The organism is Bartonella sp. MR110HLJHH, assembly GCF_042194225.1.
Classification (GTDB): Bacteria; Pseudomonadota; Alphaproteobacteria; order Rhizobiales; family Rhizobiaceae; genus Bartonella; species Bartonella grahamii.
In genome coordinates, this window is the sequence record NZ_JBHIMQ010000007.1 from 1 (window position 1) to 26,395 (window position 26,395).

General features: G+C 38.5%; 20 protein-coding genes, 1 tRNA gene and 1 pseudogene. 18 read left to right on the forward strand and 4 right to left on the reverse strand.

All coding sequences use genetic code 11. The annotated features are described in order from the left end of the window. From ACFIKB_RS05275 to ACFIKB_RS05335, 13 genes and pseudogenes are all read left to right on the forward strand, one after another. Positions 1-90 (forward strand): annotated as a pseudogene (locus ACFIKB_RS05275) (elongation factor Tu); the annotation flags it as partial. A gap of 47 nt (positions 91-137) precedes the next feature. Further along, positions 138-213, forward strand: a tRNA-Trp gene (locus tag ACFIKB_RS05280). Between the two features lie 204 nt (positions 214-417). After that, entirely contained in the window at positions 418-630 is a 213-nt protein-coding gene (gene secE / locus ACFIKB_RS05285; protein WP_375636240.1) for a preprotein translocase subunit SecE, read from the forward strand. Positions 631-650: 20 nt separating this feature from the next. Next, on the forward strand, positions 651-1,181 hold the full coding sequence (gene nusG, locus ACFIKB_RS05290; RefSeq protein WP_012755024.1) for a transcription termination/antitermination protein NusG: 531 nt from the start codon (positions 651-653) through the stop codon (positions 1,179-1,181). Between the two features lie 149 nt (positions 1,182-1,330). After that, positions 1,331-1,759, forward strand: a complete 429-nt coding sequence (gene rplK / locus ACFIKB_RS05295) for a 50S ribosomal protein L11 (protein WP_273723157.1) — start codon at positions 1,331-1,333, stop codon at positions 1,757-1,759. 4 nt (positions 1,760-1,763) lie between these two features. Continuing rightward, positions 1,764-2,468 carry a 50S ribosomal protein L1 gene (gene rplA / locus ACFIKB_RS05300; RefSeq protein WP_375636241.1) on the forward strand — a complete coding sequence of 235 codons (705 nt, stop codon included), beginning with the start codon at positions 1,764-1,766 and terminating at the stop codon, positions 2,466-2,468. 358 nt (positions 2,469-2,826) lie between these two features. After that, positions 2,827-3,345 carry a 50S ribosomal protein L10 gene (rplJ, locus tag ACFIKB_RS05305; protein ID WP_375636243.1) on the forward strand — a complete coding sequence of 173 codons (519 nt, stop codon included), beginning with the start codon at positions 2,827-2,829 and terminating at the stop codon, positions 3,343-3,345. Positions 3,346-3,446: 101 nt separating this feature from the next. After that, positions 3,447-3,818 (forward strand): 50S ribosomal protein L7/L12, encoded by a 372-nt coding sequence (gene rplL / locus ACFIKB_RS05310; RefSeq protein ID WP_012755028.1) that lies wholly within the window; start codon positions 3,447-3,449, stop codon positions 3,816-3,818. Between the two features lie 291 nt (positions 3,819-4,109). Beyond that, entirely contained in the window at positions 4,110-8,258 is a 4,149-nt protein-coding gene (gene rpoB / locus ACFIKB_RS05315; RefSeq protein WP_375636245.1) for a DNA-directed RNA polymerase subunit beta, read from the forward strand. 171 nt (positions 8,259-8,429) lie between these two features. After that, positions 8,430-12,641, forward strand: coding sequence for a DNA-directed RNA polymerase subunit beta' (rpoC, locus tag ACFIKB_RS05320; RefSeq protein ID WP_375652981.1), 4,212 nt, complete (start codon positions 8,430-8,432; stop codon positions 12,639-12,641). Positions 12,642-13,114: 473 nt separating this feature from the next. Further along, a complete protein-coding gene (locus ACFIKB_RS05325) occupies positions 13,115-13,501 on the forward strand; it encodes a MerR family DNA-binding transcriptional regulator (RefSeq protein ID WP_375644667.1) in 387 nt (128 codons plus the stop codon). A 210-nt stretch (positions 13,502-13,711) separates the two neighbouring features. Further along, positions 13,712-14,401, forward strand: coding sequence for a nitroreductase (locus ACFIKB_RS05330; protein WP_375644668.1), 690 nt, complete (start codon positions 13,712-13,714; stop codon positions 14,399-14,401). A 345-nt stretch (positions 14,402-14,746) separates the two neighbouring features. After that, positions 14,747-16,138 carry an L-serine ammonia-lyase gene (locus ACFIKB_RS05335; protein ID WP_375652983.1) on the forward strand — a complete coding sequence of 464 codons (1,392 nt, stop codon included), beginning with the start codon at positions 14,747-14,749 and terminating at the stop codon, positions 16,136-16,138. 1,646 nt (positions 16,139-17,784) lie between these two features. On the opposite strand, the gene ACFIKB_RS05340 is transcribed toward ACFIKB_RS05335, so the two are convergent. Further along, positions 17,785-18,063 carry a hypothetical protein gene (locus tag ACFIKB_RS05340; RefSeq protein WP_375626277.1) on the reverse strand — a complete coding sequence of 93 codons (279 nt, stop codon included), beginning with the start codon at positions 18,061-18,063 and terminating at the stop codon, positions 17,785-17,787. Positions 18,064-18,095: 32 nt separating this feature from the next. After that, a complete protein-coding gene (locus tag ACFIKB_RS05345) occupies positions 18,096-19,445 on the reverse strand; it encodes a D-alanyl-D-alanine carboxypeptidase (RefSeq protein ID WP_375644669.1) in 1,350 nt (449 codons plus the stop codon). Positions 19,446-19,679: 234 nt separating this feature from the next. On the opposite strand from ACFIKB_RS05345, the gene clpS reads away from it, so the two are divergent. After that, positions 19,680-20,051, forward strand: coding sequence for an ATP-dependent Clp protease adapter ClpS (gene clpS / locus ACFIKB_RS05350; protein WP_375636340.1), 372 nt, complete (start codon positions 19,680-19,682; stop codon positions 20,049-20,051). A gap of 6 nt (positions 20,052-20,057) precedes the next feature. Beyond that, the gene (clpA, locus tag ACFIKB_RS05355; RefSeq protein WP_375652984.1) at positions 20,058-22,409 is read left to right on the forward strand and encodes an ATP-dependent Clp protease ATP-binding subunit ClpA; all 2,352 of its coding nucleotides are present in this window, start codon (positions 20,058-20,060) and stop codon (positions 22,407-22,409) included. A gap of 7 nt (positions 22,410-22,416) precedes the next feature. Here the strand turns inward: clpA and ACFIKB_RS05360 are convergent, their stop codons facing one another. Both ACFIKB_RS05360 and ACFIKB_RS05365 read right to left on the reverse strand, forming a co-directional pair. Continuing rightward, positions 22,417-22,839, reverse strand: coding sequence for an HIT family protein (locus ACFIKB_RS05360; RefSeq protein WP_012755038.1), 423 nt, complete (start codon positions 22,837-22,839; stop codon positions 22,417-22,419). Positions 22,840-22,973: 134 nt separating this feature from the next. Beyond that, on the reverse strand, positions 22,974-23,435 hold the full coding sequence (locus tag ACFIKB_RS05365; RefSeq protein WP_375607219.1) for a RidA family protein: 462 nt from the start codon (positions 23,433-23,435) through the stop codon (positions 22,974-22,976). Between the two features lie 145 nt (positions 23,436-23,580). Between ACFIKB_RS05365 and ACFIKB_RS05370 the strand changes: the two genes are divergently transcribed. From ACFIKB_RS05370 to tsf, 3 genes are all read left to right on the forward strand, one after another. Then, positions 23,581-24,417, forward strand: coding sequence for a cell envelope integrity EipB family protein (locus ACFIKB_RS05370; RefSeq protein WP_375652985.1), 837 nt, complete (start codon positions 23,581-23,583; stop codon positions 24,415-24,417). Positions 24,418-24,584: 167 nt separating this feature from the next. Continuing rightward, a complete protein-coding gene (gene rpsB, locus ACFIKB_RS05375; RefSeq protein ID WP_375644672.1) occupies positions 24,585-25,364 on the forward strand; it encodes a 30S ribosomal protein S2 in 780 nt (259 codons plus the stop codon). A 102-nt stretch (positions 25,365-25,466) separates the two neighbouring features. Next, positions 25,467-26,390, forward strand: a complete 924-nt coding sequence (tsf, locus tag ACFIKB_RS05380) for a translation elongation factor Ts (RefSeq protein WP_375636260.1) — start codon at positions 25,467-25,469, stop codon at positions 26,388-26,390. Positions 26,391-26,395: the final 5 nt, after the last annotated feature.

Here is a 26,395-nt window from a genome sequence, read left to right on the forward strand (position 1 = left end):
CCGATAGCGATGGAAGAGAAGCTTCGTTTTGCTATTCGTGAAGGTGGTCGTACTGTTGGTGCCGGTATCGTCTCTAAGATCATTGAATAAATAATGCTTGTTAAAGGGATGTTAAAAGTGTTTTAGTTTTGAGAGTTAGGGGTATAGCTCAGTTGGTAGAGCGGCGGTCTCCAAAACCGCAGGTCGCGGGTTCAAGTCCTGCTGCCCCTGCCAAAGGGGAATAGAATTTTACATATAAGGGAGTGGATTTTGCTGCCTTTTTCGCTTTTTTTGATATAGGGCTTGTTTTTTTGTGTATGAAACGGTATTGAATAAAAAGTGAGGAAATTGCATAAGTCTGAAAGTTGGCTTTTGCATTTCTTTCTGTTTATTTTTTTGTATAAAACACAATAGGGCTAGAGAGAGTATAGTGTGACGATGGCATCTAAAACCAATCCGATTACCTTTTTGAAGCAGGTTTATGCAGAAACAATTAAAGTGAAATGGCCTACACGTCGTGAGACGGTTATTTCTACTGTTATGGTTTTGTTGGTAACTGCGTTGGCTTCAGCTTTCTTTTTTATTGTGGATCAGGTTATGAATTTTGGTGTTTGGCGGGTTATTGATCTTCTGAAATATCTTTTTAGTTGAGAATGTAAGGAAGTGTGACTGTGGCAGCTCGTTGGTATATTGTTCAGGCATATTCAAATTTTGAAAAGAAAGTAGCGGAAGCTATTGATAAGGAAGCAAAGCAAAAAGGACTTGATCATCTTTTTGAAAAGATTTTTGTTCCAACAGAGCGTGTTGTAGAGGTTCGTCGTGGACGTAAAGTTGATGCTGAGCGGAAATTTTTTCCTGGTTATGTTCTTGTTCGTGCTGAGTTAACAGATGAAGTTTATCATCTTATTAAGAATACGCCTAAAGTGACAGGTTTTTTAGGATCGGATGCGCGTCCTGTTCCCATTTCTGATCGAGAGGTTGAGCAAATTCTCAAACAAGTTCAAGAAAGGGTTGAGTCTCCAAAGTCTTCTGTATTGTTTGAGGTTGGAGAGCAGGTTCGTGTTGCTGATGGTCCTTTTGTTTCGTTTAATGGAATTGTTCAAGAGGTTGAAGAAGAGCGCTCTCGTCTTAAGGTTGAAGTGCTTATTTTTGGGCGTCCTACGCCTGTTGATTTGGAATTTGGTCAGGTTGAAAAACTCTGATTAAACTTAGAGTAGTTTTAATTACTTTAAGGAAGGAGTGGGAGGTGATTTATGGCTTTTGTCGGCTTAATGATCCGAACCACGTGACTGCGGCGGGTAATGGGCAAGATAAATTGTCAGTATACCAGTGAAATTAAAGGCAGATTGTTATGGCAAAAAAAAGTATAGGTCAGCTTAAGTTGCAGGTTCCTGCAGGAGCTGCTACTCCATCTCCACCGATTGGTCCAGCTCTTGGGCAACGCGGTATTAATATCATGGAATTTTGTAAGGCGTTTAATGCAGCTACACAAGAAATGGAAAAGGGAGCACCGATTCCAGTTGTTATTACGTATTACCAAGATAAGTCTTTCACATTTTCTCTCAAGACGCCTCCTGTATCATTCTTTTTAAAGAAGGAAGCAAACCTGAAATCTGGTTCAAAAGAGCCTGGTAAAGTGTCTGTAGGAAGCATTTCTCGCGATAAAATTCGTTCGATTGCGGAATCAAAAATGAAAGATCTTAATGCGAATGACATTGAGGCAGCAATGCGTATGGTTGAAGGTTCTGCTCGCTCGATGGGCTTGGAAGTGGTGGGCTAATATTATGGCAAAAGTAGCAAAAAGAATAAAAAATATCCGAAAAGATATTGATTTTAATGAACTTTACGCTTTAAAAGATGCCGTTTCAATGGTTAAGGAGCGTGCGGTTGCTAAGTTTGATGAAACAATCGAAATTTCAATGAACTTGGGTGTTGATCCTCGTCATGCTGATCAAATGGTTCGAGGAGTTGCTCATTTGCCTAATGGAACAGGAAGAAATATTCGTGTTGCCGTTTTTGCTCGTGGGGATAAGGCTGAGGAAGCTAAGGCGGCAGGAGCTGATATTGTAGGGGCTGAAGATTTGTTTGAAAGCATTAATGGAGGGACTATAGACTTCGATCGTTGTATTGCAACACCAGACATGATGCCTCTTGTTGGTCGTCTTGGTAAGATTCTTGGTCCGCGGAGTTTGATGCCGAATCCGAAAGTTGGTACTGTAACACTTGATGTTGCCGGTGCTGTCAAAGCTTCTAAAGGTGGTGCTGTTGAGTTTCGTGTGGAAAAAGCTGGTATTGTGCATGCTGGTATTGGTAAGGCTTCTTTTGGTGTTGAAAAAATCGTAGAAAATATAAAGGCCTTTGCAAGTGCAGTTATTAAAGCCAAACCGCAAGGTGCAAAAGGTGAGTATATTAAGCGCGTTGCTGTTTCTTCGACTATGGGAATTGGTGTTAAAGTTGATCCAGCAACGGTTCGTTCAGAGCTAGTGTAAGCTGATTTATAATTTTATTTTGGGGTATGTGAATATCAAAATTGTATTTAAAATGCTGGTTTTGATCAGCATTTAGCTATCTAAGCTTTATAGGGCTTAGGTTATACCGGAAGAAATTCCGGAATATCCTGTCCGAGATTGTAGGTGATGCTTTTAAGTATCTTAATCAAAAAAAACCTGCATGAGACTGGGGTAAAAACTGAGAGTTAAAAGACTTAAAGGGTTTGAGCCAAGGTTGCCTTTGATCGTTATGCGTGAAAAAGGGGACAGGATCCTCATCGGTGACATGAAGTATTTTATGTTATCAAAGGTAACCAACAGGTTTGTTTTAAGCAAATCTGTTAAATGGAGAGAGACAGTGAATAGAGCGGAGAAACGCGAATTTGTTACATGGCTTAACGAGGCTTTTCGAAAGTCTGGTTCTGTTGTTGTTGCACATTATTCCGGTCTGACAGTTTCACAGATGAATGATCTACGTTCGAAAATGGGTGAAGCTGGCGGTGCCGTTAAAGTCGCCAAAAACCGTCTTGCTAAAATCGCTCTTCAGGGCACGGAATCTGAATCGATAGTGGGTTTGTTTACTGGACAAACACTTATTGCTTATTCAGAAGATCCAATCACAGCACCGAAAGTTGCTGTTGATTTTGCGAAAAGCAATGACAAATTTGTCATCCTTGGCGGTTCAATGGGTGCAACAAGTTTAACTGTAGATGCTGTGAAGTCATTGGCTTCATTGCCTTCATTAAACGAGTTGCGTGCAAAACTTGTGGGTATGATTTCTACCCCTGCGACCCGTATTGCACAGGTTGTTAATGCTCCTGCTGGTCAGGTTGCACGTGTCATTGGAGCATATGCCCAGAAGGATAAGGCGGCTTAAGGCTGTTTGTATTCACGTTTATGGAAGGGCTTTAATGCTTTTCTGTTTTTTTGGATAAGATTTAATAATGGTTCAAATCTTTTAATTGAAGGAATTTAAAAATGGCTGATCTAGAGAAGATCGTAGAAGACCTTTCTAATCTAACCCTTTTGGAAGCCGCTGAGCTTTCTAAGTTACTTGAAGAGAAGTGGGGAGTTTCGGCTGCTGCTCCTGTAGCTGTCGCTGCTGTTGCTGGTGCTGCTGCTCCAGCTGCTGAAGAAAAAACAGAATTTGATGTTATTCTTGTTGAAGGTGGCGCGCAAAAAATTAATGTTATTAAGGAAGTTCGTGCTCTTACTGGACTTGGTCTTAAAGAAGCTAAAGATCTGGTTGAAGGGGCACCTAAGCCTATTAAAGAGGGTGCTTCTAAAGAAGAAGCAGAAAAAATTAAATCTCAACTTGAAGCTGCTGGTGCTAAAGTAGAACTTAAGTAAATTTAATTTTATCGGCGGGCATTTATGTTCGCCGATTTTCTTTCTCTTAATACAAAGAGGAAAAATAATGAGTAAAAAAAACTTTTCCCAACGGTTTCGTAACAATAATGGGATAGGTTTGCACTATCCGTCCCTTCATCATAGAGTCAAAAAGATAAATGGCTTATGTTGATGGGGAAAGTTAAAGATGCTCATTATTGAGTATCAAGTGAACTGGTCTGCATATGCAGGTTAATGATATAAGGCTTTCAAGGTTGGTCTACCTTGAAGAGTAAAGATCAAGGAGCGACGATGGCTCAGACTCACGCAATGATGTCTCAATTCAATGGTCGTAAGCGCGTACGCAAATTTTTTGGTAAGATTCCTGAAGTAGCAGAAATGCCGAATCTTATTGAGGTTCAAAAAGCGTCATACGATCAGTTTCTCATGGTTGAGGAACCGAAAGGTGGACGACCAGATGAAGGTTTGCAAGCTGTTTTTAAATCGGTTTTTCCTATTTCAGATTTTTCCGGTACAGCTATGCTTGAGTTTGTTGGTTATGAATTTGATTTACCGAAATTTGATGTTGAGGAGTGCCGTCAACGTGATTTAACTTATGCTGCCCCATTAAAGGTCATATTACGTTTGATTGTTTTTGATGTTGATGAGGATACTGGCTCCAAAGATATCAAAGACATTAAAGAGCAAGGCGTTTATATGGGTGATATGCCTTTAATGACGACGAATGGTACCTTTATTGTTAATGGTACGGAACGTGTTATTGTTTCGCAGATGCATCGTTCTCCTGGTGTCTTTTTTGACCATGATAAAGGAAAGTCCCATTCATCAGGAAAGCTTCTTTTTGCTGCTCGTGTTATTCCGTATCGTGGTTCTTGGCTTGATATTGAGTTTGATGCTAAGGACATCATTTATGCACGTATTGATCGACGGCGCAAGATTCCTGTTACTAGTCTTTTGATGGCACTGGGTATGGATGCGTCAGATATTTTATCGACGTTTTATGATAAAGTGCCTTATGAGCGTGATGGAGAAGGATGGCGAGTTCCTTATTCTGTTGATCGCTTTAAAGGAATGAAGCTCATTTCTGACCTTATAGATGCAGATAGTGGTGAAGTCGTCGCGGAGGCTGGTAAAAAATTAACAGTTCGTACTGCGAAGTCTTTGGCAGAAAAAGGACTTAAAGCGGTTAAAGTTAGTGAAGATGATTTATTAGGTTGTTATCTAGCCGAAGATATCGTCAATTACGAAACAGGTGAAATTTACCTTGAAGCTGGTGATGAAATTGACGAAAAAGTATTAAAAGTTTTGCTTGATGTTAGTGCTGATCAAATCAATATCCTTGATATTGATCACATGAATATTGGCGCTTATATCCGCAATACTTTAAAGGTGGATAAAAATGAAAGTCGGCAGGATGCGTTATTTGATATTTACCGAGTGATGCGTCCAGGTGAGCCCCCAACAATCGATACAGCAGAAGCAATGTTCCATTCATTGTTTTTTGATCCAGAGCGTTATGATCTTTCAGCCGTTGGGCGTGTTAAGATGAATTTGCGTATGGATCTTGATTGTCCAGATACAGTTCGCATTTTACGCCAAGAGGATATTCTCGCTGTTGTTAAGATGTTGGTTGAATTGCGTGATGGTCGTGGCGAAATTGATGATATTGATAATCTTGGCAACCGTCGCGTTCGTTCCGTTGGGGAGTTAATGGAAAATCAATATCGCATTGGTCTTCTTCGTATGGAGCGTGCGATAAAAGAGCGTATGTCATCGGTTGAAATTGATACAGTTATGCCACAGGATTTGATCAATGCAAAGCCTGCTGCAGCAGCAGTTCGTGAGTTTTTTGGGTCTTCGCAATTGTCGCAGTTTATGGATCAAACTAATCCATTGTCGGAGATTACCCATAAGCGCCGTCTTTCTGCTCTTGGTCCAGGTGGTTTGACTCGTGAACGTGCGGGTTTTGAAGTCCGTGACGTACATCCTACGCATTATGGTCGTATTTGTCCCATTGAAACACCAGAAGGCCCCAATATTGGTCTGATTAACTCCTTAGCAACATTTGCGCGAGTTAACAAATATGGCTTTATTGAAAGCCCATATCGAAAAATTGTTGATGGAAAAGTCACAAAAGAAGTTATTTATCTTTCAGCGATGGAAGAAGCAAAGCATTATGTCGCTCAAGCTAATTCGTCATTAGATAGTGAAGGTCGTTTTACAGAAGAGTTTGTTGTTTGCCGTCATGCTGGTGAAGTTTTAATGGCGCCGCGTGATCATGTTGATTTGATGGATGTTTCACCAAAACAGTTGGTTTCAGTTGCAGCAGCGCTTATTCCTTTTTTGGAAAATGATGATGCGAATCGTGCGCTTATGGGATCGAACATGCAGCGTCAGGCAGTTCCTCTTGTACGTGCTGAAGCGCCATTTGTTGGGACGGGAATGGAAGCCATTGTTGCGCGCGATTCAGGAGCTGCTGTGAGTGCAAAACGTAGTGGTGTTGTTGATCAAGTCGATGCTACCCGTATTGTTATCCGTGCAACAGAAGATTTAGATCCTTCAAAATCAGGCGTTGATATTTACCGCCTACAGAAATTTCAGCGTTCTAATCAGTCCACTTGTATTAATCAGCGTCCTCTTGTACATGTCGGTGATAGGGTAGAGAAAGGTGATATCATTGCAGATGGTCCATCCACGGATCTTGGTGATTTAGCTCTTGGGCGGAATGTTCTCGTAGCCTTTATGCCTTGGAATGGATACAATTATGAAGATTCTATTTTGTTATCCGAGCGCATTGTTGCTGATGATGTTTTTACTTCAATTCATATTGAGGAATTTGAAGTTGCAGCACGCGATACAAAACTTGGGCCTGAGGAAATTACGCGCGACATTCCTAATGTTGCGGAAGAAGCGTTAAGAAATCTTGATGAAGCTGGCATTATTTATATTGGTGCTGAAGTTCAACCAGGTGATATTTTAGTTGGAAAGATTACCCCAAAAGGTGAAAGTCCCATGACGCCGGAAGAAAAGCTTCTGCGTGCAATTTTTGGGGAAAAGGCATCCGATGTTCGTGATACTTCTATGCGTATGCCTCCTGGAACTTTTGGTACTGTTGTTGAAGTTCGCGTTTTTAATCGCCATGGCGTGGAAAAAGATGAACGTGCGATGGCAATTGAGCGTGAAGAAATTGAGCGTTTAGCAAAAGACCGTGATGATGAGCAGTCTATTCTTGATCGCAATGTTTATGCGCGCCTTACTGATATGTTGACAGGTAAAGTTGCTGTAGAAGGTCCGAAAGGCTTTTCGGGCAGCAAAAAGCTTGATAGTACAGTAATGGGGCATTATCCACGATCCCAGTGGTGGCAATTTGCTGTTGAGGATGAAAAGCTTCAAAATGAAATTGAAGCTTTGCGCAAGCAATATGATGAATCAAAAGAAGCATTACAACGTCGCTTTATGGATAAAGTTGAAAAGGTCCAAAGAGGTGATGAAATGCCTCCTGGTGTCATGAAAATGGTGAAGGTTTTTGTGGCTGTGAAGCGCAAAATCCAACCAGGTGATAAGATGGCAGGACGTCACGGGAATAAGGGTGTTGTTTCACGTATTCTTCCCGTAGAAGATATGCCATTTCTTGAAGATGGGACTCATGCTGATATCGTCTTGAATCCGCTTGGTGTGCCTAGTCGTATGAATGTTGGACAAATTCTTGAGACGCATCTTGGTTGGGCATGTGCGGGGATGGGCAAGAAGATTGGTGATTTGTTAGAATTGTATCAAGAGACTGGGGATATATTGCCGTTGCGTCAGCGTATTGAAAATCTTATGCCTGATGATAATCAAAATGAACCAGTCCGTCAGTATGATAATGAAAGCCTTTACAAATTGGCATTACAGATGAAGAAAGGGGTTTCAATTGCAACGCCTGTTTTTGATGGAGCACATGAGTCTGATATTAACATGATGCTGGAGGACGCAGGCTTAGATAGTTCAGGGCAGGTTACGCTTTATGATGGTCGTACTGGAGAGCCTTTTGATCGTCCAGTAACGGTAGGATATATTTACATGTTGAAATTGCATCACCTTGTTGATGATAAGATTCATGCACGTTCTATTGGTCCCTATTCACTTGTTACGCAGCAGCCATTAGGAGGTAAGGCACAGTTTGGTGGTCAGCGTTTTGGTGAAATGGAGGTTTGGGCACTTGAAGCTTATGGTGCTGCATATACTTTGCAGGAGATGCTAACAGTAAAATCAGATGATGTGGCTGGTCGAACGAAAGTCTATGAGGCAATTGTGCGTGGTGATGATACATTTGAGGCGGGTATACCCGAAAGCTTTAATGTGTTGGTAAAAGAAATGCGCTCACTTGCTCTTAATGTGGAGCTTGATGATGCGCGCGAATTTATTGCACAGCGGGCATTGTCTGATACAGCAGAATAATAATTCAAGGAGCGCAGTAGAAAAAGACTGCGCTCTGATTGCTTTAAGAGTTTCAATAACCTTATTAAGGTTATACAGGTCATTTTTAAAAGTAAATGTATTTTAAAGAAGATCTGTTATAAAAAAATGAGATATTACAACAGGTTCTAAGAATCTTTGAAGGAGAACAGCATGAACCACGAGGTCATGAATCTTTTCAATCCTCAAGCGCCAGCGCAGACATTTGACTCTATTCGCATTTCTATTGCGAGTCCTGAGAAAATTTTGTCCTGGTCGTATGGTGAGATTAAGAAGCCTGAGACTATTAATTATAGGACTTTTAAACCAGAGCGTGATGGTCTTTTTTGTGCACGTATATTTGGCCCTATTAAAGACTATGAATGTCTATGTGGCAAATATAAACGCATGAAGTATAAGGGCATTATTTGTGAAAAATGCGGTGTAGAGGTTACTCTTTCGCGCGTACGTCGTGAGCGTATGGGGCATATTGAACTTGCGGCACCTGTTGCGCATATATGGTTTCTTAAATCATTACCAGGTCGTATTTCTACACTTTTAGATTTAACTTTAAAAGATATTGAGCGGGTTCTTTATTTTGAGAATTATATTGTAACCGAACCAGGATTGACATCTCTTAAGCTCCATCAGCTTCTTTCTGAAGAAGAATATATGCTTGCTATTGATGAGTTTGGAGAAGATCAGTTTACAGCTATGATTGGCGCTGAAGCTATTTACGAGCTTTTAGCTGGTATGGAGTTAAATAAAATCGCCAATGATTTGCGTCTCGAATTAGCTGAAACAACTTCAGAGTTAAAGCAGAAAAAACTGATTAAACGACTTAAAATCGTTGAAAATTTTCTTGAATCTGGAAATAAACCAGAGTGGATGATTATGAAAACAATTCCGGTTATTCCACCGGATTTGCGTCCATTGGTTCCGCTTGATGGTGGGCGTTTTGCGACATCAGATCTGAATGATCTTTATCGGCGGGTTATTAATCGTAATAACCGATTGAAACGGCTGATTGAATTGCGTGCTCCTGGAATTATCGTGCGCAATGAAAAGCGTATGGTACAAGAAGCTGTTGATGCATTGTTTGATAATGGACGGCGTGGGCGTGTGATTACTGGAGCCAATAAACGTCCTCTCAAGTCCCTATCAGATATGTTGAAGGGTAAGCAAGGACGTTTTCGTCAGAACTTACTTGGGAAGCGTGTTGATTACTCGGGGCGTTCTGTTATCGTGACGGGTCCTGAATTAAAATTGCATCAATGTGGTCTTCCCAAAAAAATGGCTCTTGAATTGTTTAAGCCTTTTATTTATGCGCGGCTTGATGCAAAAGGCTATTCATCAACGGTAAAGCAGGCAAAGAAGCTTGTTGAAAAAGAACATCCAGAAGTTTGGGATATCTTGGATGAGGTTATTCGTGAACACCCTGTTTTACTCAACCGTGCGCCAACATTGCACCGTTTGGGGATTCAGGCTTTTGAACCTATCTTAATTGAAGGCAAAGCTATTCAACTTCATCCACTGGTGTGTACTGCTTTTAATGCGGATTTTGATGGAGATCAGATGGCGGTTCACGTTCCGCTTTCTCTTGAAGCACAGCTTGAAGCTCGTGTTTTGATGATGTCGACCAATAATATTCTTCATCCGGCCAATGGTGCCCCAATTATTGTTCCCTCACAGGATATGGTCCTTGGTCTTTATTATCTTTCAATTGTTTCTGAAAAAGAACCAGGTGAAGGAATGGCTTTTTCTGACATAGGTGAGCTTCATTATGCCTTGGAAAATAAGGTTGTAACGCTTCATACGAAGATTAAAGGCCGTGTTAAGAATATGGGGAAGGATGGAAAAGAAGTTTCTAAACTTTATGATACGACACCTGGTCGTTTGATTATCGGTGAGCTTTTGCCAAGAAATTCGGATATCTCATTTGATATTGTCAATCAAGAAATGACGAAAAAGAATATTTCTAAAATGATTGATCATGTTTATCGGCACTGTGGACAAAAAGAGACGGTTATTTTTTGCGACCGTATTATGCAGCTTGGCTTTTCTTATGCTTGTCGTGCAGGAATTTCATTCGGTAAGGATGATATGGTTATTCCTGATAGTAAGCCGCGTTTAGTTGCAGAGACAGAAGCTTTGGCTAAGGAGTATGAACAGCAATATAATGATGGTTTGATTACACAAGGTGAAAAATACAATAAGGTTGTAGATGCTTGGGGTAAATGTACAGATCGCGTTGCAGATGAAATGATGAAACGTATTCAAGCCGTCGATTTTGATCCTAAAACAGGTCGTCAACGGCCGATGAATTCGATCTATATGATGTCGCATTCTGGGGCACGTGGTTCTGCTAACCAGATGAGACAATTGGCCGGTATGCGTGGATTAATGGCAAAACCATCGGGTGAAATTATTGAAACCCCCATTATTTCAAATTTTAAAGAAGGTCTAACTGTTAATGAATACTTCAATTCCACGCATGGTGCACGCAAAGGACTTGCTGACACTGCGTTAAAGACGGCGAACTCTGGTTATTTAACACGGCGTCTTGTTGATGTTGCACAGGATGCTATTATTTCAGCAGTTGATTGTGGTACCGCAAAAGGGCTTACCATGCAGCCAATTGTTGATGCAGGACAAATTGTTGCCTCCCTTGGGCAAAGGATTCTTGGTCGTACAGCGCTTGTTGATATTCTACATCCTGTCTCTGGAGAGGTTATCCTTGAAGGTGGAGCGATGATTGAGGAAGCTGATGTCGCGAAGATTGAAGAAGCTGGAATTCAATCTGTTCAAATTCGTTCTGCTTTAACATGTGAAACACGTCTTGGTGTTTGTGCAAAATGCTATGGTCGTGATTTGGCGCGTGGAACACCTGTTAATCAGGGAGAAGCCGTTGGTGTTATTGCTGCTCAATCCATTGGTGAACCGGGAACACAGCTTACTATGCGTACTTTCCACTTAGGAGGAACTGCGCAGGTTGTTGATTCATCTTATTTAGAGGCATCTTATGAAGGTAAGGTGGAGATTCGTAATCGTAATGTGGTTCGTAACTCTGAAGGACATTTGGTGGTGATGGGGCGTAATATGGCTATCCTTATCAAGGATGAGTTAGGAAAAGAGCGCGTTGTACATCGTGTTAGCTATGGTGCCCATATTTTTGTTGATGATGGTGATATGGTTAAACGTGGCCAACGTATAGCAGAATGGGATCCTTACACACGTCCAATTTTAACGGAAGTTGAAGGCTATGTGGGTTTTGAAGATATGATTGATGGTTTATCTGTCACTGAAACAGCTGATGAATCTACGGGTATTACGAAGCGTTTGGTGATTGATTGGCGCGCTAATCCACGTGGTGCGGATCTTAAACCAGCCATTATTATCCATGCAGATAAAGAAGGTGAATCCATTGCTAAATTGTATAAGGGAGGTGAAGCGCGTTATATGATGTCAGTGGAAACTATTCTTTCTGTTGAGCTTGGTGCTCATGTTAAGGCTGGTGATGTTATTGCTCGTTTGCCAATGGAAAGTGCCAAGACGAAAGATATTACGGGTGGTTTACCACGTGTGGCTGAGCTTTTTGAAGCGCGTCGTCCAAAGGATCATGCGATTATTGCTGAAGTAAGTGGTACGATTCGATTCGGCCGTGGTTATAAGAATAAACGTCGTATCATTATTGAACCAAATGATGAAACTCTTGAGGCAGTAGAATATTTGATTCCAAAAGGTAAGTTGTTTCACTTCCAAGAAGGTGATCAAATTGAAAAGGGAGATTATATCCTTGATGGTAATCCAGCACCTCATGATATCTTGGCGATTAAGGGGGTTGAAGCTTTGGCATCTTATCTTGTTAATGAGATTCAGGAGGTTTATCGTTTGCAGGGAGTTCTTATTAATGACAAGCACATTGAAGTGATTGTTCGTCAAATGTTGCAAAAAGTTGAAATTACTGAATCTGGAGATTCTGGTTATATTCCAGGTGATAATGTTGATCGTATTGAACTTGATGAAATCAATGATAATTTGATTGCAGAAGGGAAGAAACCTGCCTCTGGTAATCCCATTCTTCTTGGAATTACAAAAGCTTCTCTTCAAACGCCTTCTTTCATTTCGGCGGCATCGTTTCAGGAAACAACACGTGTTCTTACTGAAGCAGCAGTTTCTGGTAAAATTGATACTTTGCAAGGACTTAAAGAGAACGTTATTGTCGGTCGTCTTATTCCAGCAGGTACGGGGGGTACGATTTCTCAAATCCGTCGTATTGCTGCAGTTCGTGATGATTTGATTGTAGATGAGCAGCGTAAGTCTAGTAATAACGAAGTGGCTAAGGCTATGTTGACAAATATGACAACCCAAGCAGTTGCTGAATAATTTAAATATAACATCACATAATAAAAAAACGTCTGAACTTTCTATTCAGACGTTTTTTTATTTCGAAATGCAGAAGTTGCATATTTTCCTGAAAAATATCAAAAATTATAAGGCAATAGTTATTTTAAACATCTTTAGTAGCTTATTGTTTTGTAATTATGTGAAACTCAAAAGTCATATTCAAGGAAAAGAGTTGATTCTCTACAAATTAAATAATGATTGATTTTGAATTTTAGGAAAATTGTTGATTGATATCTTCTATAAAGATTTTAAAGGACTTATAATGAAAGATCGATAGTCTTTTCTGTAATCTAAAAAATAATTGATTCTCTACTATACAATACTTGTATGACAAGAATGTATCTTCTTCTAAATTAGAATGCAGGGAAGTAGAGATTAGGGTGCTCACTAAGTATTATAAAAAATAGACATATTTCTTATCACAATGTGATCTATGAAGACAGAATGAAAAAATGTACGAATATTATTCAATTGGAAAATTAACACGTGAGTTTTCAATAACAGCTCGGACTTTGCGTTATTATGAAGAAGAGGGACTTCTTATTCCTTTTCGGCGTGGAAATACACGGCTTTATACACAAACGGATCATCATAAGTTAAAACAAATACTGCGTGCTAAAAGAGTTAAATTTTCGTTGTCTGAAATATCTGATATGTTGACAATGGTTGGAAAACTACCTGATGATGAGAAGAAGCTTAAGAAATTAATTGCAGGAATTCATAAAAAACGAGCTGATTTAAAGCAGATGCAGAATGATATTGATGATCTTCTACAGGATTTAGAACGAATTGAGGAGAGTTTTTTTGAGAGCTTAGCGGAGTTGGGGGTTAATCATTGATTATAAAATTTATTTCATCTGCTTTTAGACAATTTTCTTTTTATTAAAAGAGATAGGTTACACTATCTCTAAGGGGAATCTTTAACACTACATGAAATGTGTAAGTCATTTAAAGAAATAGAGTGTTCGAAAAAAGCTGCGAAGGTATTTTCGCAGTATATTGTCCTTGATAAGTAAAAAAATTATTTTTCATAAAGAAAGTAAAAAACAATGGCAGTTTCTCCTATGAGTGTTTTTCAATCTATTTTATCACGAAAGTCAATTCGTGCTTTTACGGATCAGCCAGTTAGGTTGGAAACAATCAAAGAAATCTTAAAACTTGCAGCACGTGCACCATCTGGAACAAATATTCAGCCATGGCAAGTGATTGTGCTTACAGGAAGTGTATTACAGAAAGTAGGGCAAGAGCTTTCACAACTTGTGCTTTCAGGTGTAAAAGGAGAGCGTGAATATAGTTATTATCCACGTCAGTGGCGTGAGCCTTATATTTCAAGGCGTCGAAAAGTTGGTTTGGATCTTTATCAGAGTCTTGGAATTCAAAAAGGTGATGAAGAAAAAATACTTCATCAAAAGGCGCGAAATTTTTTATTTTTTGATGCACCTGTAGGACTCTTATTTACAATGGATCACGACATGGAAATGGGGAGTTGGCTTGATTTGGGTATGTTTATGCAGACCATTATGTTAGCTGCACGTGGATTTGGATTAGATACCTGCCCTCAAGCTGCTTTTGCTGATTATCATAAAGAGATTCGTACGCTTTTATCTATTCCTTCTGATCGCCATATTATCTGTGGTATGGCACTTGGTTATCGCGATATGAGTGCTCCAGAAAACAATTTTGAGACAGAACGAGAATCGTTAGAAAACTTTGTACGTTTCATTGAAACATACCCATAAAATATTTTATATAATTAAGCATACGTTTTGAAGAACTTGGTGCATTATGCAAAATATTTCCGATAAGAATTTCGCATCCTTATTGAATTTTAATATTGCATATTAACACTTATTTTACTACGTTTGAAACATTAAGAGCGGTGGCTCTAGGGGCATTGTCCGTTTTTTGAAGGTGAGTCTAATGGAAAACACTATAGAGAGAAAGTGTTGGGTGGTAGCAAGACGAGCGACATTCGTGTTTATTGCTGTCATTTTTTTAGTTTATCTCGCAATTTGATTTTAAACGGGACAAACGTTATGAAAAAGCATATATGCTCAAGCTGTACTATAGTTTTGAGGTGATACGTGTTTCTATCTGTTTTTGAACTTTTTAAAATTGGGATTGGTCCTTCTAGCTCACATACGATGGGACCGATGACAGCTGCTAATATGTTTTTGCAAAAGATAGGAGATTTTTCTCAGTCGTCTGATATTCAAGTTTCTCGTATACGTGTTTATCTTTATGGTTCTTTAGCTTTCACGGGTATTGGTCATGCAACAGATAGGGCTATCATATTAGGACTTTTAGGAGAAAAAGCTTCTACTGTTGATCCTGATAGCATGGGGATTTTGTTAGAAAAAGTTATACGTGAAAAAAAAGTGCAACCAGAAGGCCATCCCGCTTATCAGTTTGATGTGCAGCGTGATCTTATTTTTGAACGAAAGAAAATTCTCCCTGGACATACAAACGGACTAGCCTTTGAAGGACTTAATACTGATGGGAATGTTCTGTTGCGGCAGATTTATTATTCTATCGGTGGTGGCTTTGTTGTGACTGAGGATGAATTAAGCCATATGAATGATAATATACAACCAGAAACATTTGAGGTGCCATATCCATTTGATTCTGCTGGTGCAATGTTATCAATGGCAGAAAAATCAGGACTTTCAATTGCTGAAATGAAGCGCTTAAATGAAGAAACAAAGATAGAGCGTTCTTCTCTTGATACAGGGCTTGATGAAATTTTTTCAGCGATGACAAATTGCATTGATAGAGGTCTTTCACAAGAAGGTGAGTTGCCTGGTGGATTGCGTGTTCTAAGGCGTGCTAAAAAGCTGCATGAAACGCTTTTGGAAAATCAAAAGATAAATCGCAATTATCCACTTTGGGCAAATGATTGGCTTTCGGTATATGCCATAGCAGTCAATGAGGAAAATGCAGCAGGTGGTCGTGTTGTTACAGCCCCAACAAATGGGGCAGCTGGTGTTGTCCCAGCAGTTTTGCGTTATTATCTTCAATTTAATGATGATTCAGATCGAGAGGGAATACATAATTTTCTATTAACGGCAGCAGCTATAGGCGGTGTTATCAAACATAATGCCTCTATTTCTGGTGCAGAAGTTGGGTGTCAAGGTGAAGTTGGAACGGCATCTTCAATGGCCGCAGCAGGGTTGACCGCAGCGTTAGGTGGAACGCCAGCTCAAATTGAAAATGCGGCAGAAATTGCGCTTGAACATCATTTGGGAATGACATGTGATCCTGTTGCAGGTCTTGTACAAGTTCCTTGTATTGAGCGTAATGCAATGGGAGCTGTTAAGGCGGTAACGGCTTCTTCTCTTGCATTATATGGTAATGGAGATCATTTTGTTTCTCTTGATGCTTGTATAGAAACAATGCGCCAGACTGGTCATGATATGAGTGAACGCTATAAAGAGACAAGTAAAGGTGGTCTTGCAGTCAATACAATATCTTGTTAGGAGCTGAAACATTTTTCAATCCATAACTGGACTTTTTGGAGAGGGATCCTATTTCCTGATAAAGCTTATTTGGAAAAAACAAAAAAGCGTAAAGTAAAATTAGTGATCAATCTGCCATTATTTTTAGCTGGATTTTGTGACTTTTAAAAGTTTCCATAGCCATATCTTTGAAGTAATGGAAGATTGTGCCTGAGTATCCAAGGAAAATTTGTTTTAAATCTGAATAATTATGATGAGGAGAGAGAGTTTTAAAGATTTTAATTTTTAGAAGTGAAGATCTTTTGATACCTAGTATGGTAAAAAATACCTTGAAAAGAAATGTTAATTTACAATAATTAAGAGATATATTGGAAATATCTTTTTTATTTATAAATTCTGTACCGTCAAAAAAACTAAAATAAATAATAACGGATACATTTAAAAATATTTATCAAAATTCTCATAAGAATAGAATGCACACGATGGAACATTATCGTGTTACTCATTCATGAGTTTTTTAAAAAAATATCTCTCAACGCTCCCAAACTCATTTCGCGACGGCGTTTGTGAATGGTATAACGGTAAATCCATTGAGCTGTCCCCATCTTTATGCTTAATAAAAAGAGTATGCTGGCACGATTATACACTTTACCAGCCCCCCTTGTATGGGGACCAAAGCCCTTGGCATTTGAAACGGTTCATTATAGGCATTTTGAGTTTTTTTGGTGCGGTCTCACGCCACACACTAATCTCGCTCGTAATATGCAAGAGAACGGTTTGGATTGATTCAACATAAACAAATTTCAAATGAGAGAATCTTACGATATTCGAGATTTTTATCTAACATGCAAAATAATGAACTATCTTTATAAATCAGTATCTTACATATGAATAGTATAATGTAAGTTTTCCATGAATGGTATAAAACCTATAGAGTATTAGCATCTTTATTTATAGAGGGAGAAAACTAGCACTATCATCCTTTTTTTTCAACTTTCAATGTTACAAAAGATTCTAGAGTACTTGAAATGATTCATAAGAGATATTTTGATTTCTTTTTTTAATAGTTTAATGCCAATCTTGCTCGTGATGAGCAAGCGAACGATTTTGACTGATTGAATATAAGAAGGAAAATAAGAGAATTTTACGAAAAACTCTTATTCAATATGCAAAAAATAAATTATAAATTAAAATCTTATGGAAATCGTTATCATGATATTTAATCTGATAATTTCTTTTACGTTTTTTCATCGATAGTATTTGTATTTTCCAATTTGCTTTGTCTGTTGAAAGAAATAAAAGTAAGAGGAGTTAGGTTATTTTTTACAGCGTTTATGTTGTAGGGGGAACCGTTATTAAGAGGGAGTTTCTTTATTGAACTTTTACAATAATCCCTAAAATGGTAAGCTTTCATCCAATGAAGCTATTCATTTTTTCCAAAAAGATATCAAGGATAATTTTTATATTAAATCCAAAAGTGGAAAAATATTGGGTGTTTTTTTATGTCCTTAATAATGGTTTTATTGAAAACTTGGAGGTATTGGATAGTTGGAAAAGCTATCAGTACAATTCCATAATTTAAGAAAAAAGTATGTTTATCAAAGGGTTTTCTAAGGCTGTAGATAATGGTTAATAATAAAATAATTTTTTAGAGATGGTCTGTAGAATTAAATATTTGTTGCTCCTAAACGGATTTTAATAGGCACATTACCAGTTTGGCTAGCAACGCGTAAATGAATGCGTACAGGAGGCATTATGAGACGACGGTTGCGTATTGTTTGGCAAATGAGAAGGTTAACAAGAGATTGTGTATCTAATGCAGTCGAATTATATTTTAAACCAGTAAGTTTTGCGGCAGCATCGTGAAGAGAACGCAATGAAAGGAGGGATGATTGCTTCAATAAAATTTCTTTTTTATGGAATGAAGCAAAAGCATTATCTGTCATAATACTATCCTTAACGCAGAATTCAAAAATTTTTAGTAGGCTACAGTATAGCAGTTAAAATTTGCTTTCTTTAATGTAGAGCAAGCATCAAATGCAGCTTTTTTTGATTGAAACCCTGTAAAGCGCGCTCGGTAATAACGCTGCCCATTTTTTTCAAACAGTTGCATGTGTGAAGATGCGTGCTTTAAAGTAGAAAAAGCTATATTTTTTGCTTTTAAAAGTAAAGTTTTTGCTTGTTCTTCACTAGGAAGAGAACCAATTTGGATAGCCCATCCGGCATTTGTGGACAAAGAGGCTGTTACAATTTTATGAGTCTCAACCGGTATAGTTTTTTGAGGGTTTGGTATTGGTATAATTACCTTATTTACAGCCGTTATTGCGATATTGGAGTTTTTAGGTTGTTCTGCAAATGCTGTCAACATAGTCGAAATTTCATCATCAAAATTACTTGAATCAGCTTTAATAGTCGGTATAGGAGTATTGGCGCCAGTCGGTAAGTGATAGCGTACAGAAGCCATTAAATGTTTACCACTTTTCATTTGGCTTGCTTTGGGCAAATATTGATTCAATAGGCTAGCCATATGCTCGTCACGTGCAGTAGATGATTTACCTCCCATAACAACAGCGACAACAGAGCGCCCATCAAGACGCATTGAAGTTGCTAAATTAGAACCTGACATTTGTGTGTATCCTGTTTTAATTCCATCGACACCTTTCATTATTTTAACGAGTTTATTGTGGCTGTTAATTTTATGTCCACGGAAATTAAAACTTTTTGTTTTGAACAATTTATATTGTTTTGGAAAATGTTTACGTAAAGCTAATGACAAAGTTGCTATATCTCGTGCTGTAGAATAATTGTGCACATCCGGAAGTCCTGAAGCATTTGCGAAATGTGTATGTTTCATGCCAAGTTTACGAGCTTTTACTGTCATCATTTGAGCGAATTTTTTTTCACTACCTCCAAGATATTCTGCAATGGCAGCAGCAACATCATTTGCGGATCTTGTAATGAGTGCTTTAGCTGCTGATTCTGCAGAAATTGTTTGGCCTGCTTTAAACCCAATTTTTGTCGGTGGACGCATTGCTGCATAATGTGAAACAGGAATTGGTGTATTTGGTGTCACACGACGCATCTGCATAGCTTCAAAGAGTAAGTACAATGTCATCATCTTTGTTAAAGAAGCAGGATAACGTTTCAGTGTTGCATTGGCTTGAAATAGAGTTTTTCCCGTAGTAGCATCTATAACAATAGCCGCATACTTATCAGGATAGGCTCCTTGAGGTGTAGCTGATGCCCAACAGTAAGAAAAAGCTAACACAACAAAAGAAATTGCTATTGTTTTACAGTAGCGCATAATTTTTTGATAATTAATATACACTTGCAGTATCCTATTTCTCCATTTATCCTGAAAAACTTCTATAAAGCTTCCTTTTCTGTAATTTGTTGATGCAGTTTAGACGAATGGTATTACTAATTTGTTTACAGAAGTTATTTTATGAGTGAGTGATTGAAGTCTAACCATAGAGGGAATCTTTTTCTAATACATACAGGTATTGCAATAGTCATGAAAGAATTTAAAATTAATAAAAAATGTGCTGCATGGAAAACGATAATGGGACAGATCCTCATAATAAACTCTATAGCTCATATTATGCATAATGAAAAGGGCAAGAATTGGGACGAAGTTAGGCATGGTGCGGTTATAATACCTAAGGCTAGAGCAAAACTCGAAAAACCTAAATTATGTCGAGTTTTTTTGCTTAATGATGATTACACACCTATGGATTTTGTTGTTTTCGTTTTGAAGAACTTTTTTAAAAAAAGTTTCGAAGAGGCAACGCGAATAATGTTAAATGTTCATCACAGTGGGATAGGAGAATGTGGAACTTATACTTATGAAGTGGCTGAAATGAAAATATTACAAGTGAGGGAATGTGCACGTCAAAATGAACATCCGTTACAATGTGTAATGGAATGGAAGTGAGGAATTATGCCATCTTTTACACCTAGTCTTGAAGAGGTTTTGCATCGTGCATTAACAATTGCTACTCAAGCACGGCATGAATACGCAACATTAGAGCATCTTCTACTTGCGCTATTAGATGATGCCGATGCAAATTCCGTTATTCAGGCTTGCCAGGTAGATGTAGAGGAATTGCGAGAGCGCTTAACCAATTATCTTCGCTCAGAGTTAGATGAACAGATTAGAGCTGATGAGGATACAAAGCCTACAGCTTTTTTCCAGCGTGTTATCCAACGTGCGGTGATTCATGCACAATCAGCTGGAAAAGATGAAGTGTCGGGGGCAAATGTTCTTGTTGCAATTTTTTCTGAACGTGAAAGCCATGCAGCATATTTTCTTCAAGAAATGGGAATGACACGCTATGATGCTGTACGTTTTATTTCGCATGGTATCACACGTGATGATGGGTTATCCATGTTACTTGAAGGACTTGAAGAGCAATTAGATCAGCAGATTTCGGATAATGGTGAAAGAGGAACAAGTGCTTTAACGAATTATTGTGTTGACCTCAATTGTAAAGCACTTAATGGAAAAATTGATTTATTAATTGGCCGTGAAATAGAAATTTCACGCATGATTCAGATTTTATGTCGAAGGTCAAAAAACAATCCGCTTTTGGTTGGTGATCCTGGAGTGGGGAAAACCGCTATAATTGAGGGATTAGCAAAGCGCATTGTTGATGGGCAAGTGCCTGAAGTTTTATCAAATGCAACAATATTTTCTCTTGATATGGGGGGACTTGTTGCTGGTACACGTTATCGCGGTGATTTTGAAGAACGCTTAAAGCAAGTTATTAAAGAGTTTGAGCTGTATCCAGATGCTATTTTATTTATTGATGAAATTCATACCTTAATTGGAGCAGGAGCGACATTAGGGGGAAATATGGATGCAGCAAATCTTTTAAAACCTGTATTATCTTCTGGAACTATGCGATGTATTGGTTCGACGACTTACAGAGAATATCGCAAATTCTTTGAACAAGATCGTGCTTTAGAGCGTCGTTTTCAGAAGATTGATATTAATGAACCTTCTGTTACAGATGCGATTAAGATTTTGCAGGGGATGAAGCCTTACTTTGAAGATTTTCATCAGATTAAATATACAGATCAGGCGATGAAGGCATCCGTAGAATTATCTTCACGTTATATAATTGACCGTAGGTTACCTGACAAAGCAATTGATATTATTGATGAAAGTGGCGCAGCGCAAAAGCTTTTGCCACAAAAACAACGCAAGAAGAGTATAGGTGTTAAAGAAATTGAGGCTACTGTTGCTACAATTGCAAGAATTCCACCAAAAACAGTTTCTCGGAATGATCAGAAGATATTGAGTAAGCTTGAAAGAGAACTCAAACATGTTGTTTATGGGCAAGATCAGGCAATTTCCGTCTTAGTTTCATCCATAAAATTGGCGCGAGCAGGTTTACGCGAACCGGATAAACCAATAGGAAGTTATTTATTTTCAGGACCAACAGGTGTAGGAAAAACTGAAGTTGCAAAACAGCTTGCATCATCTTTAGGCATTGAATTATTGCGTTTTGATATGTCAGAATATATGGAACGGCATACGGTAGCACGTTTAATCGGAGCTCCTCCAGGTTATATAGGGTTTGATCAAGGAGGTCTTCTTACAGATGCTGTTGATCAGAAGCCTCACGCAGTCCTATTGCTAGATGAGATTGAGAAAGCACATCCAGAGTTATTTAATATTTTATTGCAGGTAATGGATTATGGTAGATTAACAGATCATAATGGTAAGAAAATTGATTTCCGCAATGTTATTTTGATTATGACAACCAATGCTGGTGCTTCAGATATGGCAAAGTCAGCTATTGGATTTGGGAAGGTACATCGTGATGGTGAGGATATAGAAGCAATCAATCGGTTATTTACACCAGAGTTTCGTAATCGGTTAGATGCAATTATTCCGTTTGCACCTTTATCTCATTTAATCATCAAGCAGATAGTGCAAAAATTTATTTTTCAGCTTGAAGCACAATTAGCTGATAGGGGAATTTGTTTTGAATTAAGCCCTTCTGCAACTTTATGGCTTTCCAATAAGGGATACGATTCTCAGATGGGAGCACGCCCATTAGGGCGTGTTATACAAGAATATATTAAAAAGCCATTAGCTGATGAAATTTTATTTGGAAAGTTACGCAACGGTGGCATTGTTCGCGTATTGACACAAAAATCAAATGGCAAAAAAGAAAGCTTACAGTTAGAAATTTCATCTTCCGATATATCTGCAAGTTCAAAGAAAAGTAAAACGGAAAATTTTACAAAAAAACGTGTAGGAAAAAAAAGCACAACAACTTAAGAGTGTGTTATAAGGCTGCACGGATTTTCTTTGCATTCTCTTCAAGTATTTCTGTAGGCGTTATTATATTATTATGAGGGGTAAGTTCTATTCCCTCCATACGTGGTATAATATGGAAATGGAGGTGATAAACGGTTTGTTGACTAGCTGCTTCATTAAATTGCATGACAGTTATGCCATCTGCTTGAAAGGCTTTTTTGACGGCATTTGCAATTTTTTGAACAGCTTTAATAACAGGAAATAATGTTTCAGTATCTGCATCAAGTAAGTTTCTAGAGCCTTTTTTAGGAATGACCAGCGTATGACCTGGTGCCTGTGGCATGATATCCATAAATCCAATAACATCATCATCTTCGTAGACACGAACAGAAGGGATTTCATTGCGAATCAATTTAGCAAAAATATTGTTATTATCATAAGCTTGTTTCATACAAATATTTCCTTTTATTGTAAGTTTAAGATTTTAATTAAAAACGAAAAAATACAAATTTTATCAGAGTGTAAGACAAAGAAGTATTTTGACTTTAGTTATATTTAGGATGGTGCACTGTCTTATATAAAGGCTTAGATTTCTATGATGGCTTCAACTTCTACAGGAACATCCATAGGAAGAGAGGCAACACCAATAGCAGAACGGGCGTGTTTTCCAATTTCACCAAGAATATTGACGAATAAATTAGAAGCTCCATTGGCAACAAAAGGAATATCGGTAAAATGAGAATCTACAGCCACAAAAACAGTAATTTTTACCACACGTTTTATTTTATTTAAGTCACCCAGAGTTGCCTTGAGTTGAGCGAGAATATTGAGAGCGCAAGCTTCGGATGCTTTTTGGGCTTGTTCGGTATTCACAGTTGCACCAACTTTACCGATGGCTATTGGTTTTCCATTAATAAGAGGGAGTTGTCCAGAAATAAAGAGTTGATTGCCACTTTGTGAAGTGGTGATGTAATTGGCAAGGGGGGAGATTACTTCAGGAAGAGTGATTCCGAATTTCTCTAAGTTTTTTTCAATCATATTGGTCATAATTTAAACTCCATAGCTGCTCTATAATACATTCATTGTATAATCTATTTTTTGATTTAAGGAAATGTGTGGTTAATTGAGAAATTAGCCTTTTTTGCCTTATTGTATGATGTTATGCAACGGGGATAAAGTTTGGAATTTGGGAATGATTAGATCATTATTTATAATAATTTTATATATTGTTTTTTTATGTACAGCGAGAGCTGAAGAGCCTATTTTTATTGTGCCTCATCGAGCAATTTATGATTTTCATCTCGATAGCGTTTCTCATGACATGACAATTTCTGCGATGTCAGGGCGAATGGTTTACGAGCTTACTGGTTCGGCATGCCAAGGCTATAGCACACGTTTTCGTTTTATTAGTCGTGTTCACATTGAAGATATGCCGGTACGTTTAACGGATCAACAGACGACGAGTTATGAAACAGGAGATAGCCGTACATTTCGTTTTAATATTACAGATCAAGAGGGAGAAGAGGTTGCGCATCGTGCTGAGGGGGTCGCGGAGCGTACTCAAGATGGTATTACAGTTACCTTAAAAAAGCCAAAGGAAAAAGAGTATAAGCTTGCAATGGCTGAATTTCCAATGATGCAACTAAAAAATATTATCCGCCATGCAAAAGCAGGGCATCATTTTTACAATGTTACTGTATTTGATGGGACAAATAAAGCAGATAAAGTTATAAAAGAAAGTATTGTCATAGGGGAAAAGAAGGCGCTTTTATCTGATAGCGAAACGGAAAAAGTGAGAAAATTGGATGAAGACGAATATTGGCCTGTTACAATTTCTTATTTTGATGATGGAGAAAATAAAGATGGTTTGCCGGTTTATCGTAGTAGTTTTCTCTTAAATGAGAATGGTATCATGCGTGATCTTCATATAGATTATGGAACTTTTTCAGTGCGTGCAAAATTGAACAGTCTCGAATTCTTGGAACTTGGAAAAGATCTTAATCAATGTGAAAATGCAAATATTAAATGATTAAAGAAAATGACTTGAAAAAGAATCAAATATTAGTATGTTTGCGCTATTCCACACGCGGAGTTTGGGTGTTTGCAAATAATTTGTGAGAAAATTCTAGCAAGCATCCGCCGGTAGTAGGTTTTCCTGCTTTTTCCGCGGAGGTTGAACCGGAAAGGATAAGATTTATGGCACTACCCGATTTTACTATGCACCAGCTTTTAGAAGCAGGTGTGCATTTTGGTCACCAGACTCATCGTTGGAATCCCAAAATGACTCCCTATATTTATGGTCAGCGTAATAATATCCATATTATTGACCTTGCTCAGACCGTTCCGCTTTTATACCAAGCGCTTAAACTTGTTTCAGATACTGTTGCGCGTGGTGGTCGTATTCTCTTTGTTGGTACGAAACGGCAAGCATCTGATATTATCGCTGATGCGGCGAATCGTTCTGCCCAGTATTACGTTAATGCACGTTGGCTTGGCGGTATGCTCACAAACTGGAAAACGATTTCCAATTCGATACATCGTTTGCGAAAGCTTGACAAAATTCTTGCTGCTGAGGCGCAAGGTTTTACCAAAAAAGAACGTTTAAATCTTGAACGTGATCGTGAAAAGCTTAATCGTGCGCTTGGTGGTATTAAAGATATGGGATCTGTTCCAGATCTTATATTTGTCATCGATACGAATAAAGAAAATATTGCCCTTCAAGAAGCAAAACGTTTAGGCATTCCTGTTATCGCTATTATTGATACCAATTGCGATCCTGATGACGTAACGCATCCGATACCAGGTAATGATGATGCTTCACGTGCAATTTCTCTTTATTGCGATCTTTTTGCTCGTGCCGCCCTTGATGGTATTGCACGCCAGCAAGGAGCAATGGGTATCGATTTAGGAGCTCAAGTTGATGCGCCTGTGGAGCCTATTTTGGAAGAAAATGCGGTTTCAGAAGTTTCTGAATAATATAAAACGCCTAATTAAGGTACTTTTATTGTTTAAAGAAGAAGTTATAGGCGTGCAGAGGGGTTTTGCACGCTTTCACTATTACAGAATAAAGAGGCAAATATGAGCATTACTGCTGCACAAGTAAAAGAACTTCGAGAACTATCTGGCGCTGGTATGATGGACTGTAAAGCCGCTCTAGCTGAAACCAGTGGTGATATGGAAGCTGCTGTTGATTGGCTTCGTAAAAAAGGAATAGCTAAAGCAGATAAAAAGGCCGGTCGTACAGCGGCTGAAGGATTAATCGGAGTCGTATCAAAAGATTTAAATGCGGTTTTGGTTGAGATTAATTCTGAAACAGATTTTGTTGCACGCAATGCCGGATTCCAAGATATCGTGCGCAATGTAGCAACTGCTGCTTTAGATACGCCAGGTGATGTTGAATCTGTTTCTGTTTCTCTTTATCCAGGTTCTGAGAAGACTGTAGAGCTTACGATTAAAGATGCAATTGGTACAATTGGCGAAAATATGACATTTCGTCGTTCCGCTAAATTGTCTGTTGAGAATGGTGTTGTTGCGACTTATATACACAATAGTGTAGCTGATGGTCTTGGTAAGCTTGGTGTTTTGGTTGCGATTGAAACAACAGGAAATAAAGGGGCTGCTCTTGCTTTTGGTCGGCAGGTTGCGATGCATATTGCAGCAACCAATCCCTTAGCGCTTACAGCACAAGATGTTGATGCTGCTGCTGTTGAACGTGAAAAAGCAATTTTTTCAGATCAAGCACGTCAGTCTGGAAAGCCTGAAAATATCATTGAAAAAATGGTAGAAGGACGTATGCGTAAGTTTTTTGAAGAGGTTGTTTTGCTTTCTCAAGCTTTCGTTATGAATCCTGATATGACTGTTGAGGCAGCTTTAAAGGATGCTGAAAAATCAATTGGCGCACCAGCAAAAATTACAGGCTTTATTCGTTTTGCATTGGGTGAAGGTGTGGAAAAAGAGGAGTCTGATTTTGCTGCAGAGGTTGCTGCTGCTGTAAAAGGCTAGTTATT